Consider the following 14,635-nt stretch of genomic DNA (forward strand, 5'->3'; position numbering starts at 1 on the left):
TAAAACTATGGATGCTTTTAAAAAATTAACAGGAATTGTTGCACCAGTAGATCGGGTGAATGTAGATACGGATGCTATTATCCCAAAGCAGTTCTTGAAACGGATTGAACGGACGGGATTTGGACAATTTTTGTTCTACGAATGGCGTTTTGATGAAGCTGGTAACGATAACGCTGCCTTTGAAATGAATAAGCCACGCTATAAAGGTGCTTCTGTCTTGATCTCACGTGCTAACTTTGGCTGTGGTTCCTCACGGGAACATGCACCTTGGGCGATTATGGATTATGGGTTCAGAGTTGTCATTGCACCTTCTTATGCAGATATCTTCTACAACAACTGCTTTAAGAATGGCATTTTGCCGATCAAGCTTTCGGAAGAGCAAGTGGATGAGCTGTTTAATCGGACAGCCGAGCATGATGGCTACCAATTGACCGTGGATCTTGAGAGCAATACACTTCACGATGAATTTGGACTGAGCATCAGCTTTGATCTGGATGAGCACCGTCGTCAGTTCTTGCTGCAAGGTCTGGATGATATCGGATTAACCCTTCAGCATGCAGATGAAATTGCTGCGTATGAAGAGCGTCATGCGGCTAAGTTATTCTCTTAATAATAGGATATAACTGGTTTCGTTCTTAACTTTTACAAAAATTACGCAAAACTTCTATTTCCGGGTGTCGGAAATAGAAGTTTTTTTGCTATAATCGAAATATTGATTGGTGATAAAGGAAACATTTGGTGATTTCTGTCGTCTTAGTACTTATCTAGATCTATTACTTGCAGAAGGAGCGGGGAAATGAAAAGAGTTGGGTATCGAACGTTGCTACTATTGTTGCTGCCATTATTATTACTATCATTCACTGGACGTGAAGCTGCCGCAGCTGGTAGCAGCTCAGGCAGAATTATTATGGACAATCAAGAGCTTGCTTTACCAAAAGGAATTAAACTTGAGAACGTCAATGGTAGCGTTATGATTCCCGTCAGAGTGGTAGTGGAGAATCTTGGATTTGAGGTATTGTGGGAGCAGCAGGCCCGCAAAGTAACGGTTCACCAAGATGGAAAAAGCATTGAGCTGGCTGTAGGAAAAAAAACAGCTGATGCGGATGGAGTAACGTTTGATTTAAATGCAGCACCCAAGCAAAGCGGTGGTACAGTTCTCGTTCCGATTCGCTTCGTAAGTGAGCAGTTCGGTCTAAAGGTTGGCTGGGATAATAGCGATAAAACGGTCTATTTGACGGGTGGACAAGCTTCGGTGGCTACACCTGAGGGAACCGTTACTAGTCCAACAGCAACAAGTACTCCTTCTCCAACTCAGATGACTACACCCGGCGTGGATAATGGCACAAGCGCTGGAAGTGTTTTGCCCTCACCGACACCACAATCATCCTCAGTACCAGGAAGCACTGGTGTGAATGCAGCAGGTCCGCTTGTAAATGGGGTAGCCTTCACTGAGAATCGATTAATCATCGCTGTTTCTGGGGCTCCTAAACCTAGCATCACAAAAATGAGCAGTCCAGATCGAATCGTCGTAGATTTTCCCGGTACAGCTTTTGCTCCAGATTTCGTAGGAGGTCTACCGAGTATTACCACAAACGGAAGTCCGCAAGGGAAGCTGGATGTTACTGGTTACCCTCTAGTTTCTGAGATCCGGTATGCGTTGTTCAGTGTAAGTCCTTCTACTGTTAGGTTCGTGATTCAAACGGTCGGGAGCCAGCCTTATCAATTAAGTACGGATGAAAGTACTGGACTGGTGACACTAGATTTGAATGTTACAGGGAGTGAAGGGAATACCTCAGGTGGTAGTGGAATGACAGGAAAGCCAGTTGTAGTTCTCGACGCGGGCCATGGAGGGACACAATCAGGAGCAGTCAGTCTCACGGGTAAGCTGGAAAAAGACTTCAATCTGTCAGTTATCCGTAAAGTGCAAACACTACTTATGCAGGAAGCTTTGGTTGACGTCGTATTTACTAGGACTGAAGATATTACGTTGGGTCTTCAGGATCGAGTAAATATCGCAGAAGCAGCAAAGGCTAATCTATTTATTTCAGTGCATGGGAATTCACTAGAGCTGGGTTATCCGAATAGAGACAAAATAAATGGCAGTGAAACGTACTATTCGCGTAGTGGGAGTCTGCCGCTTGCTCAGGTCATGCACAAACATCTGATAGCAGGTACTGGATTCAAGGACAACGGAGTAAGAACGAAAAGTCTGCATGTTACAAGAGAAACCAGTATGCCGGCAGTACTTCTAGAAGTGGGGTATCTTACTAATTCAGGAAATGAATCAGGGATGTATAGTGAGCAGCTTCAAGACAAATTAGCGAGAGAAATTGTAGCCGGTATTAAGGAATATCTAGGACTTTAATGCTTAATGTTGGTGAGATTTCTCAATTTTTATGGAATATATTCGCAACCTTTATAGATTATTAGCGTCTAATAGAGGTCTGAGGTTGACGTAGACAGGCCATCACGATCGCCATTCACAGGCGAATACTAGATTTAGAGGTGAAGAATGAAGAAATTCAGTTTGATGTTGTTTTTGTTGCTCTTAGTATTTGTTTTGCCTGAGAACGGACATGCTGCTGCCGGGAATAGCAAGATTTTTCTGGACGGCAAGGAGCTGACCGCAGGGCAAAATGTCCCGGTTGAGAATGTGAATGATACAATCATGGTGCCGTTAAGGTTGATCTCTGAAAGCCTTGGATATAACGTGGGTTGGGATCAGAAGAGCAAGACGGTAACGATTGAACAGCAAGGAAAGGTCATCAAATTGGTTGTGAATCAAAAGATAGCCTCAGTTGATGACAAGACAGTAACACTTACCACAGCACCTATCCTTCGTAGTAATACGACACTTGTACCGATTCGGTTCATTAGTGAACAGTTTGGATTAAATGTCTCGTGGGACAACGTGAAGAAGAGTGTGTATCTTATTACCCCAGGATCCTCAAATGATAACGGCAGTTCAGGTGGAAATACTGAAAATGGTGGATCTGAGGTTGTACCGCCGGTAGATCCTTCTAAGAATTTAACGATGGTAAATGGTGTGAGCTTTAGCGAAAATCGTTTGAGCATTGCCATGGAGGGTAATTCAGTACCGAAAGTGACAGTGATGACTGGGCCGGATCGGTTAGTTGTTGATTTACCTAATGCCACCTTCTCAGACCTATTTGGCACAGGACAGATCCTTGATCCTGACCTAAACGGTAGCTTGGAAGTGAAAGATTATCCCGATGTATCAGGAGTACGTTACTCCCTTTATAGCACGAATCCTTATACAGTACGTTTTGTAATCGATTTGAACTATGCTAAGAATTACAACGTTAGCGTAACTGGAGACGATTCTAAGCTGGTTGTAATCGATCTAAATGCGGAAAGCACTGATGATACTACTACACAACCAGGAAATAATGGCAGAAAGCTAGTAGTATTAGATGCAGGGCATGGGGCTAAAGATTCTGGAGCAGTGGGTGTTACAGGTAAATACGAGAAGAATTTTAATTTGGCCATCGTACTTAAGACAGCTGAATTGCTGAAAAAAGAAAGTAATATTGACGTCGTGTTAACACGAAGTAATGATACTTTCTTGGAGCTTAAAGAAAGAGCAGCTATGGCGAATAATTTAAAAGCTGATATCTTCATATCTGTACACGCCAATAGCTCAGGTTCCTCATCAGCTAGTGGAACAGAAACGTATTATCAACGGGAAGCCAGTAAAGCATTGGCGAACGTGATGCATAAATATCTTGTTCAAGCTACAGGGCTTAGCGATCGCGGTGTACGTTATGGGAATTTCCATGTTATCCGTGAAACGAAAATGCCTGCAGTATTACTTGAAGTGGGATACCTTAGCAACAAAAAAGATGAAGCATTGCTCTTTACAGATGCACTTCAAAACAAAGTTGCGGCTTCAATAGTGAGTGGGATTAAGGAATATTTGGGTATAAAATAACAGACCAGTGGCAGACGAGCGCCGCAAAGTCAGCTTTCTGCTTTTATTTTAAAAGGCAAGAAGTGGTTTTGCGGTACCTGTCTGCCCGTATTCATCTAGAGGAGGCGTTTATTAATGATGAAACAAAAATGGAGTACAATTGGGATCGCTACACTGCTTCTGCTAGTGATTGCTGGCTGTGGAGACAAGCCTACTGCGGCTCCAGCAAATGGTGTGGAGCAAGATACTTCAAATGTTGTAAGTGGTGCGGGGGAAAGTACACCGGCTCCAAGCGATGAACCAGGAAATGAAGTGACTAGCACTCCGCAACCGACAGCAGATAATAGCAACACAGAAACTCAGGCAACTGCAAAGCCAGTAGCAGATGAGAAGCAAAAACAGAGCCAGAGTATCGATGCATATTATACGGATTCACAAGTTATGGATCTGATTCCTGCTAAGACTAGCATTAGCTTCTCTGACGATGCCCAGAAATATACAGAGACGTTCAAAGCATTGCAAAGCAACGAGAATACTGACCTTGTATCATTATGGGGCAAAATTGAACTGAAATCGTTAAAGTTTGTTGATGGTCAAATTGTGATGGATCTTCATAAACCTGATGAAGCACAGCTGGGTGCTGGTGGGGAGTCCTTAGCGATTTCATCACTTGCCAAAACCTATTTTCAATTTGAAGAAGTAAAAAGCATCGAAGTTTTGGTGGATGGTGAAAAGGTTGAAAGCTTGATGGGTCATGTTGACCTAATGCATCCTATGACTAGAGATAATATCTAATTGTTATTACAACAAAGGATAAAAGCATCTAACTGACGAACTTTAAACTATACTATTTATTTGAGTCATAGAGAGGGGAATAATCTATTGTCCGCGCAAAAAAGGTCAAAACGTCCATTGAAGGCTTATTCTACGAAAGCAGTATCGGCTGTTATGGCTGGAACCATGATTTTTAGTGGCGCAAGCGCAGTGTTTGCAGATACAGCCGCTACAGCAGCAACAACTACTACACAATCTGTAGGCATTTTTAGCGATGTGAAGGCAGGCTTTTGGGCTGAAAAGCATATTTATAAATTAGCATCACAAGGAATTGTGGTTGGAAATAATGGTTTATTCCGCCCGGGAGATTCTGTAACTCAGCAGGAAGCCGTGCTTATGGCATTACGGTTTATGAAGTTGCAGGATAAAGTGGATACTTCTTCAACGGTTGCCTTACCTAATGATTTTAAGGTTACGAATTATTACAAGGATTATGTAGTGTTGGCCTTTCAACAAGGTCTACTTGATAAGGCTACTGAAATGGCTCCAGATAATCTGAAGACTTCTTGGGGAGAGCGTAAAGCCTCCCGCGAATGGATTGCTGAACTCTTAATTCGTGCACTAGGAAAAAGTGCAGATGCAGCCGTAGCAGCTAGTGCGCCGACAGGCTTTGCGGATGATGCTAAAGTGTCTGCAAACAAAAGAGGGTACATCAACGTTGCTGTTGATCTGAAACTAGCCAATGGTCTTGACGGTAATCGCTTTGATCCACAAGGGGCTGTGACCCGTGCTCAATTGGCGACCTTTTTCAGCCGCGCAGAAGCTCACAATACGGTTGAATATGACAACACGGTATCAGGAACAATCAGTCAATTAGCAGGTGGGAAACTCTCCGTCTATAACAACGGAAAGACTTCTACATATACCCTGGGAGCAAGCACCGCTTATTACACAAGCGCTTCTGAAAGTAGAATAAATCTAAGTGATGTCCAACCTTACACAAAGGTTACTGTAATTGGAGCGACATATAATGCAGCCTATGTTGAAGTGACTGACCCTACACAACAAGTGGAGAGCCTTTCCGGAAGCTTCGCAATGGTAGCACCTGGTAATAAGCTATGGCTGAAATCAGCTACTGGGTTCACTGAATATTACTACGATGAAGCGACTACCTTTGAAGATGCGAATGGGACTTCAATTGAACCTGCTTCGCTGGTAGCAGACAGCATAGTTACGTTACAGCGTGAAACTTATAGTGGTTCACATAAAGTGGTCAAGGTTCAAGTGACTTCAGGCGTTGTTAACAAAACGACAACAGGTACCGTTCAAAGTATAGATCTTCCTGGGAAAAGCATTACGTTTAAAAATGCTGCTGGTACGGTGGAAACCTTTAAATGGGAAGATGGAACTTCATTATTCAGCTCGCAATCATCAGTGCTGCAGCCAGCAGATTTAAAGACAGGTGCTGCTGTTAAATATACGATTAAGGAAAATGTGATACGTACTGTAGAAGTGACAGAAGGTGTTGAACGGACAGTTCAAGGTGTACTTACCGAACTGAGTAATTCAACAGTTGTGTATAAAAAAACGGACGGAACACGTGAAGTTAAACTGTTAGGCACGAAGCCGGTGATTGTTATTCCGAATATGAATAGCGCTGTGGCTGATGATCTTATAGCTGATACAGTAGGTGGGGACAAAATTCAGCTTACGCTGAACAGCAGTGATCAAGTCATAAAGATTGAAGTGTTAAGCCGTCAAATTGAGCAGTATAGTGGAGCGACGGTTATTGACTATAATACTAAAACACAGCTGTTGACAGTTATGGATACTGAAAAAAAGGCACATGTCGTTCAGTTGGATGAAAAAACAAAATTGTTGATCGAAGGCGTACTTCCTAACTTAAGTAATGTCGGTACGAAACTTGTTGAGAACCGTAAAGTGAATTTAACGGCAATAGGTCAACGGGCTCTGTCTTTGGAAATTGTCACAAAGTACGAAGGAACCCTGTCTGCTGTTAATTCTTCTTTTAAAACAATTGTATTGAAGCTTAAGGACAGTGGGCAAACTATAACAATGCCTTATCCACAATTGGTTGATATTTTTGGGAAGACTAATCCAACCTTAAGTGATGTTCCTGTTGGTAGTAATGTGACAGCCTCACTGACAACTAGTCAGGATCTAATTGCAGTATTGAAAGTAAAGACCGTTCTTCAGGTTGAAGCAGCAACCGTTAATTCTGGAACCAACCGTATAAGTATTAAATGGAATGGGGGGACCAGTGAGATTAATACTGCAGCGCTCCCAATAACAAATGAAGCCGGTGAGAGCATTAAGCTAACCGCTTTGAAATCGGGAGATTATCTGAATGTGACTTTTGATGGAAGCACACCGCTCGCTATTCAGGCAGTTAAGCTTACTACGGGTCAGATTAGTTCAGTAGGAGCTGCAACGAATAGCTTAATTGTGAAGGAGTATGCTGGAGCAGCACAAAACTTTACTGTAAGCGGTGGGGTTAGAATCATACGTGATGGCGCCACAACAACTGCTCTTAGTAACTTAACAACAGCGGACAGAGTGGAGATTCGTAAAGACACGGATGGAGCGACAGTCATTCGTGTGTTACCACAGTTAACTCGTTCATTCTCTCGCTATGACAGTACGACGAACTCATTGGTGACTAAGAGAGCTAATCTGAACGATAAGTATCAGTTCACTCTTGCTTCAAATGTATATATTCATCAAGGAGATACGACATTGTCCGTGCAATCTCTGAAAGAAAATGATAATATTATAATGTATTTCAATAATGATATCGTGGTTGAAATTGTGAAACAATAGTAGCAATGGTGGATTTCTGAGTGAATCACCGTCTTGACACAGGAGCTTTGCCTGCGTCAAGACGTTTTTTTTGAAATATAAGAAAGTATAAGAGTTGTATTTTCTTGAAATGTATGAAACCATACGTTATAATACAGACTTTGCTTATATTTCTTTACATTAGAGATGACACGCTCATGTGAGTTTTAATGAGCGTAATCGCTCCGTGGAGGGGACGCTATGAAAGTTGCAGAGGTCCGCCACATTTTGGATACGATTGGAGACTTGTTCCCTGATGCTCATTGCGAGCTAAATCACAGTAACGCTTTTGAATTAACGATAGCGGTACTGTTATCAGCCCAATGTACGGATGCAACGGTGAACAAAGTGACCGTGGACCTGTTCCAAAAGTACAAAGCCCCCATCGATTATATTTCTGTACCGCTGGAGGAATTGGAGGGGGATATCCGGCGCATCGGCCTATATCGTAACAAAGCTAAGCATATCCAAAGCCTATGCTCTATACTCATAGAACAGTATGGTGGCGAGGTGCCTGAGGCTCATGACTTGCTTGTAACTTTACCCGGTGTAGGTCGTAAAACTGCAAATGTAGTAGTATCCAATGCTTTTGGAGTTCCTGCCATTGCAGTGGACACGCATGTGGAGAGGGTTGCTAAACGACTTGCATTAGCAGGCTGGAAAGATTCTGTGCTGGAAGTGGAAAAGAAGCTGATGAAGGCTGTGCCACGTGACGAATGGACGATCACTCATCACCGGCTTATCTTTTTCGGACGATATCACTGCAAGGCACAGAACCCAAAATGTCAAGTTTGCCCGCTCCTTGATGTATGTCGAGAGGGCAAAAAACGTATGAAAACAGCTGTTGTCAGGAAAGCTAAAGATCATACGCCAAAAAGTTAGAGTTGAAGAAGAGGATGGGATAGAGATGAAATGCATTTCTGTATACACAGATAATTTTGAAGTGTTCTCGGATATTTTTGATCGCGTAGTGGAAAGCCCACTCGAAGAGAACGAAGAGCAAGAAGTAGAAGGTATCACGATCAGTCATTCCGGTGACGTTCCTGAACACTATTTTGAGCGTATGTCAGTGAAACCTGAGGTTGTTGTAATGAGAGATAAATCTCGTGGTTTGACTATTCTGCAACACGGAAAAGTATTCGAAATTCTGTTGCCTGTTTCGGAAACTGCATAAATTTAGAAGTGATAAAAGGAGTCGGCCCTAGGGTTGGCTCCTTTTTTGCTTCTTACTTTTCTAGCGAAAAAGCAGAAAGATGTTTGAATAACCTCATTTCGTAAGAGATGATAGGTTATTTTGTAAGTAGTGTGTATTTAATTTGTGTCAAACTGGTGATAAACTGTAATTATTATTTATAAAAAAGGTTCTGCGTGACATCACAGAAATTACACCTGTATAAACATTGAATAAGCATAAACGTCTTCGGCGTCCTTATAAGGACGGTAAGCGTTTAAGCGAGAAATATAAGGATAATGTGAAACTTTTACTTTCTTATATTTTAAAAATGAGTCTGATTTCGTATTATTGAATGGGTTATATTCAAAGCATGATTAGATGGTAACAGTGGAGGTGGAGAGTCAGTGAGAGCGGAACAGGTTAGAATCGAGAAAGAGACATTAAGTGAAACGGCATCGCTGCTTTTCCAGTTGCGTGGATTAATGCATCGCTGGGGTGATGAAGGCTCTGAACGTATATATGAAGATTTACAACATAAAGAGGGTGGGAATGAGCTGACCCTTGCTTTTTGCGGACATTTTTCGGCAGGGAAATCCAGTATGATCAATCTTCTTTGCGGCAGTTCAGTGCTGCCTTCTGGACCTGTGCCGACTAGTGCGAATATTGTCTCTATTCGCAGTGGAGTTCCACGAGTGCTTATTTATCCTAGAGTTGAAGGAAGTAAACATGATCCTGCTCCTATAGAGACAACTCCAGAAAAATTACAAGAATACTGTCGAAATGGTGGTGAATATTCCGCAATTGAAGTGTGGAATGAGATACCACTGCTAGGCAAGGATGGCGTACTATTGGATACACCTGGTGTAGATTCGACGGATGATGGTCATCAGGCGGCCACCCGCTCTGCGCTGCATTTAGCTGATGTCGTATTTTATGTAATGGATTATAACCATGTACAGTCAGAGAATAATTTGGCCTTTGCTAAAAATCTTAGTGACTGGGGTAAACCTTTGTATCTGATTGTTAATCAGATCGACAAGCACAGGGAACAAGAGATTTCCATTGAGGAATATAAACGTCAACTTGAAAATGCTTTTGAACAATGGGGGATTCATTGTGCGGGAATTCTATTCACCTCTCTCAAAAAGAAAGAGCATCCTCTTAATCATTGGGATCATCTACTCAGCCTTATAACCGAACTGTTGGAACAAAAGGAACAGCTCCTTCAATATAGCTTGTCTCGTTCTATTCATCATACAGCGGATTCTTCTCTAACTGCATTCCGTGAAGATCAGCAGGAGGAAAGAGCAGCTCTCCTTGAAGAACTAGAAGGTACGAATGCAGAGACAGTGACGAATGAACTGAAGTCACTCGAAGAAGAGAAGGAACGACTTGAGGCGTTGCCTCAGCAGTCACGAGCGAGTTTGCGAACTGGCCTAGACACCTTACTTAATAATGCTAATCTAATGCCTGCAGATGTAAGAGAGGCGTCGGGAAGTTATATGGAAAGTGCTAGCCCTACGTTTCGATTAGGGTTATTCTCTACGGCTGCACGGCGGGAGAAGGAACAAAGTAAACGATTGGCAGTCTGGCAAGGACTGTTGACCCGAGAGGTTTCCGCTCAGCTGGAATGGCATTTGATTCAGCTGGTACGTGATTGGGCGGAGAATCTCGGGCTGTGGGAGGAGGAGGCGGAGACGACTCTGAAGCAAGGATTCCCGGCGGTGAGCCAGGAGTGGCTGGCGGCTGCAGTTAAGCCGGGAACGGGGTATAGCGGCGAGACGCTGCTCAATTTCTGCCGCACACTTGCGGCTGATATTAAGAGCCAGTTCCGCCGTGCCGCGTTAGCGGTGAGCGATGAGCTGTTAGCGAAGCTGCCGCCGCTCATGGAGGAGCAGCGTGCCGTACTCCAGCGCCGCGAACAGGCTCTTGCGCGGCAGGCGCGCGCCGTTGACGCGCTAGCCGCGCTGGACCGCGCGGCAGCTGCCCGCGCGCACGAGCTCGCGGCGCTGCTGCCGCCGCGCCGGCCCTCACCCCCGGCATCCTGCCGGAGGTGAGGGTAACCCCGCGAGCGGCTGCGCAAAGCGCCGCACCGCGGGAGGTCCAGCCGCCGCAAAACGTCGCGGCTGGAAGTGCCGCCGCCGCAAATTGGGCGGCGGGAACGGCTTCACCGGCGGGCGGACGCCGCCGGCTATCGGCAGCCGCTGACGCGCTGGCGGCTGCGGCAGAGCTGCTGCGCCGCGAGCCAGCGATGGCATCGGCGGCGCGGAGTCTGGCCGCACGGGCGGAGGATCTCGCCGGCGGCCGCTTTACCCTCGCGCTGTTTGGTGCATTCAGCGCGGGTAAGTCCTCCTTCGCCAACGCTTTGCTCGGCGAAGAAGTGCTGCCCGTGTCTCCACATCCCGCCACGGCTGCGGTCAACCGCATATTGGCGCCGGAAGGTGACTTCCGCCATGCCAGCGCGGTTGTCACAATGAAGACCATGGCAGATTTCTGGGATGACATCTGCCATTCTTTCAGTGTGCTGCAACTAGGAGAACCACAGCAAAACTCATGGACAACAGTTCTAGCAAGCTTGCCTGCTAGGGGAGTTCATCCCTCTGCGTTGCCACATGCTGGATTTCTAAGGGCAGCAGCGGCTGGCTGGGCAGAAGCTGAGCCCTTGCTGGGAACGGTGCGAACGGTTGATTTAGAAGAATACCGAGGCCTTGTAGCGGAGGAGACCCGAGCCTGTTTTGTGCAGGGGATTGATTTGTATTATGCCTGTCCATTGACCGAAAGCGGAATTGTACTCGTGGATACACCAGGAGCCGACTCATTGCATGCTCGTCATACAGGCGTAACCTTTAATTACATGAAAAACGCAGACGCGATTTGTTTTGTTACCTATTACAACCACGCCTTTTCAAAAGCAGATCGAGGTCTGCTTGCGCAGCTAGGCCGAATTAAAGATAGCTTTGCACTTGATAAAATGTTCTTTATTATCAACGCTTCTGATCTTGCTTCAGGCGAAGATGAATTGGAAGAGGTACGAGAACATGTTGCTCAAAATTTACGTGCAGGCGGCCTACGCTCGCCGAGAATTTATGCACTCTCTAGCTTGCTTGCTCTGGAAGGTAAAACTCAGCATGATTATGAACGCTATGAGGCTTCCCGTTTCCATCATTTTGAGCAAGCCTTATCAAGCTTTGCGGGAGATGAACTTCCTCAGCTTTCACTTAACGCAGCTGCAGAGAGCATCGCATCTGTTCGCCGCAGGGCGGAAGAGTGGCAGAATCTCGCTTCCATGGCGGCAAACGAGCGTGAAGCAGGATTAAAAGAAATGCAAGAACGTCGTCAGCTAGCTATGAAGAGACTTTCCCTATTGGAGACCGAAGAACGTCCTAGCAGAGATCTTGTTCATGAAGGTGAGGAACTGATCTATCATGTCTGTCAACGAATTAGCTTCTCCTTCACCAGAAATTTTCAGGAATCTTTCCACCCCTCATTATTACGTGAGGACGCAGGAAATTTAAAAGCTATCTTCGCTGCGTGTGGTGCAGAGCTGATGCGTACCACTAAGCGTGAATTGGAGCAAGAGCTGTGGGCGACAACGCTGCGACTAGAAAGTACCGGGCGTAGACTTGTTCATGAAGCGGCTGAAGCGGCTGCTACTGAGCTGTTTTTCTCTACTCAAGAGTTTCATCTGATGGAGAATGAAGAAGCAGCATGGCCTTCTCCTAGTGAGCTGGAATGCCAGCTTCAGTCCGTGGAATGGCCAACCTTATGGGGACATTTCAAATCCCCTCGCTATTTCTTTGAAGGCGCTGGCCGGGAGCAAGTCAAAGGTGCGGCTGAGCCTCTTGTGAAAGAAGCTGTTAATGTTGCGGCTGCAGAGCAGAAGAAAAAATTGCTTGCGCATTATGTCGATTGCATAACCAGAGAATTAAAGGTTGCTGCAGAACGCCTACAAGAAGGGTTAGCGGAGCAAGAGAAAGCGATGTTAGATCTCCTTAAAGGGGGTGAATCCGCAGATCATTGGGGTCAATTAGGTCACCAATTATCTCACTTGGAACAATCTTTCGTTGATAGATTAGACAAAAATCTTTGAAATTTGTAGGAAATTGTCGAAGAACACTTGCAATCTGGCGTATGATGGATGAAAATAAAGAAGCCTGAAAATATACAATGAAACTGTTTTGTTTTCAGAAATTTATGGAAACGAGATAGTCAATTTGCCGAAAGAGGTTGAAATCGACAATGTGGGGAGCTCCTTTTTCAGCTCAAAGCCGCAAGCTGCTGCTACTGGGCAGCGGGGAACTGGGTAAGGAAGTCATAATCGAAGCTCAACGTCTTGGCGTAGAGACCGTAGCTGTAGACCGTTATAGCGATGCACCAGCGATGGGTGTGGCTCATCGTTCACATGTTATTGATATGCTGGATGCAGAGGCGCTTAAAACGCTTATTCGCTCAGAAAAACCGGATGTTATTGTTCCGGAGATTGAAGCAATCGCTACTCATGCTCTTCAAGAGCTTGAAGAGGAAGGTTTCTTCGTTGTTCCGACCGCACGAGCGGCTCGTCTGACCATGGACAGAGAAGGCATTCGCCGACTTGCTGCTGAAGAACTTGGATTGCCAACAGCGGATTATCGTTTTGCAGATAGTCTGGAAGAACTGCATCAAGCCGTTGCAGAACTAGGCACTCCTTGTGTCATCAAGCCGATTATGAGTTCTTCCGGTAAAGGTCAGAGTGTTTGCAAAAGACCGGAGGATGCGGAAGAATGCTGGAACACTGCTTTGGATGGAGCGAGAGCTAAAGGGACTCGTGTTATCGTAGAGGCATTCGTTACCTTTGAAAGCGAGATTACACTTTTAACGGTGCGGTCCGTGTCTGGCACGATATTTTGTCCACCTATTGGGCATATTCAGAAGGACGGGGATTATGTCGAATCATGGCAGCCTCACTTTATGAAGGCGGAACTTTTGGATGAAGCTCAGTCTATTGCCAAGGCAGTTACCGATCAGCTCGGAGGTTTTGGTATTTTTGGAGTGGAGCTTTTCTTGACGGATCGAGGCGTATTGTTTAGTGAAGTGTCCCCTAGACCTCATGATACGGGGATGGTAACGATGGCAACGCAGGATTTATCTCAATTTGCAGTGCATGTCAGAGCTATTCTTGGTTTTCCAGTCCAGTCAGTACAATTACTGACACCAGGTGCCTCAGCTACGCTGAAGGCTGAAGGAGAAGGACGAGCTTTTGTTGTGACCGGAATTGGTGAAGCTTTGGAACTACCTAGGACTCAGGTTCGGGTGTTTGGTAAACCAGAAGTCCGTCCAGGGCGGCGGATGGCTGTAGCGTTAAGTGCGGCGGAAAATGTGGAAATCGCGCGGACGGTAGCCAAGCAGGCAGCGTCTATGCTAAAAGTGGAGGTAAATGAGGATGAACAGTAGTACCATGGCACCTGTACTGGAAATTCGCAAATGCGGCTTGAATGATCTGGAGAGAGTGACAGCGCTTCTGCGTGAATTCGGCTATCCAACAACGCTTAGCGTGATGAAAGAGAGACTGGAAAGCATGGAGAATAACCATCTCCAATGCACGCTTGTTGCAGAACTAAACAATGAAGTTGTGGGAATGGTCGGTCTTAGACAGGTAATCTCGTATTACAAACAGACAGATTGTATCACTGAGATTACTGCACTTATCGTATCAGAAGAACTCAGAGGAAACGGACTCGGTAAAAGACTTGTGGCCGCAGCTGAAGAATGGGCACGTGAGCAAGGTTGCTGTCAGCTCTTCTTGAGAAGTGGTAACCGCGTAGAACGCGCACCGGCACATGCTTTTTATCGTCATCTAGGTTTCGAAAAGACAGCAGGCTATCGCTTTAACAAAGCGTTGCTATAATACTTATAGGTTC

General features: G+C 45.2%; 11 protein-coding genes. All 11 read left to right on the forward strand.

All coding sequences use genetic code 11. The features are described 5' to 3' along the window. The first annotated feature begins 7 nt into the window (after positions 1-7). The 11 genes from leuD (at position 8) to MKX60_RS13750 (ending at position 14,622) form a co-directional block, all read left to right on the forward strand. Positions 8-610: a 3-isopropylmalate dehydratase small subunit gene (leuD, locus tag MKX60_RS13700; RefSeq protein ID WP_042190082.1), complete on the forward strand. Its 603-nt coding sequence runs from the start codon at positions 8-10 to the stop codon at positions 608-610. Between the two features lie 186 nt (positions 611-796). Then, positions 797-2,365: an N-acetylmuramoyl-L-alanine amidase family protein gene (locus MKX60_RS13705; RefSeq protein ID WP_341060095.1), complete on the forward strand. Its 1,569-nt coding sequence runs from the start codon at positions 797-799 to the stop codon at positions 2,363-2,365. 147 nt (positions 2,366-2,512) lie between these two features. Further along, positions 2,513-3,952 carry an N-acetylmuramoyl-L-alanine amidase family protein gene (locus tag MKX60_RS13710; RefSeq protein ID WP_076284593.1) on the forward strand — a complete coding sequence of 480 codons (1,440 nt, stop codon included), beginning with the start codon at positions 2,513-2,515 and terminating at the stop codon, positions 3,950-3,952. Between the two features lie 114 nt (positions 3,953-4,066). Beyond that, entirely contained in the window at positions 4,067-4,726 is a 660-nt protein-coding gene (locus MKX60_RS13715) for a GerMN domain-containing protein (RefSeq protein ID WP_076299595.1), read from the forward strand. 87 nt (positions 4,727-4,813) lie between these two features. After that, entirely contained in the window at positions 4,814-7,546 is a 2,733-nt protein-coding gene (locus tag MKX60_RS13720) for an S-layer homology domain-containing protein (RefSeq protein WP_081393086.1), read from the forward strand. Positions 7,547-7,765: 219 nt separating this feature from the next. Next, on the forward strand, positions 7,766-8,446 hold the full coding sequence (gene nth / locus MKX60_RS13725) for an endonuclease III (protein WP_042190074.1): 681 nt from the start codon (positions 7,766-7,768) through the stop codon (positions 8,444-8,446). A gap of 25 nt (positions 8,447-8,471) precedes the next feature. Further along, positions 8,472-8,738 carry a hypothetical protein gene (locus MKX60_RS13730; RefSeq protein WP_042129455.1) on the forward strand — a complete coding sequence of 89 codons (267 nt, stop codon included), beginning with the start codon at positions 8,472-8,474 and terminating at the stop codon, positions 8,736-8,738. A 404-nt stretch (positions 8,739-9,142) separates the two neighbouring features. Further along, entirely contained in the window at positions 9,143-10,795 is a 1,653-nt protein-coding gene (locus tag MKX60_RS13735; protein WP_341060096.1) for a dynamin family protein, read from the forward strand. Further along, positions 10,792-12,828, forward strand: coding sequence for a dynamin family protein (locus tag MKX60_RS13740; protein WP_341060097.1), 2,037 nt, complete (start codon positions 10,792-10,794; stop codon positions 12,826-12,828). Before MKX60_RS13735 ends, MKX60_RS13740 begins: the two co-directional genes overlap by 4 nt. Positions 12,829-12,977: 149 nt before the next feature. Further along, positions 12,978-14,168, forward strand: a complete 1,191-nt coding sequence (purT, locus tag MKX60_RS13745) for a formate-dependent phosphoribosylglycinamide formyltransferase (protein ID WP_339271732.1) — start codon at positions 12,978-12,980, stop codon at positions 14,166-14,168. Beyond that, positions 14,158-14,622: a GNAT family N-acetyltransferase gene (locus tag MKX60_RS13750; protein ID WP_231573317.1), complete on the forward strand. Its 465-nt coding sequence runs from the start codon at positions 14,158-14,160 to the stop codon at positions 14,620-14,622. The genes purT and MKX60_RS13750 overlap by 11 nt, the downstream gene beginning before the upstream one ends. Positions 14,623-14,635: the final 13 nt, after the last annotated feature.

The sequence above is a fragment of the Paenibacillus sp. FSL R5-0914 genome, assembly GCF_038004525.1.
Classification (GTDB): domain Bacteria; phylum Bacillota; class Bacilli; order Paenibacillales; family Paenibacillaceae; genus Paenibacillus_AQ.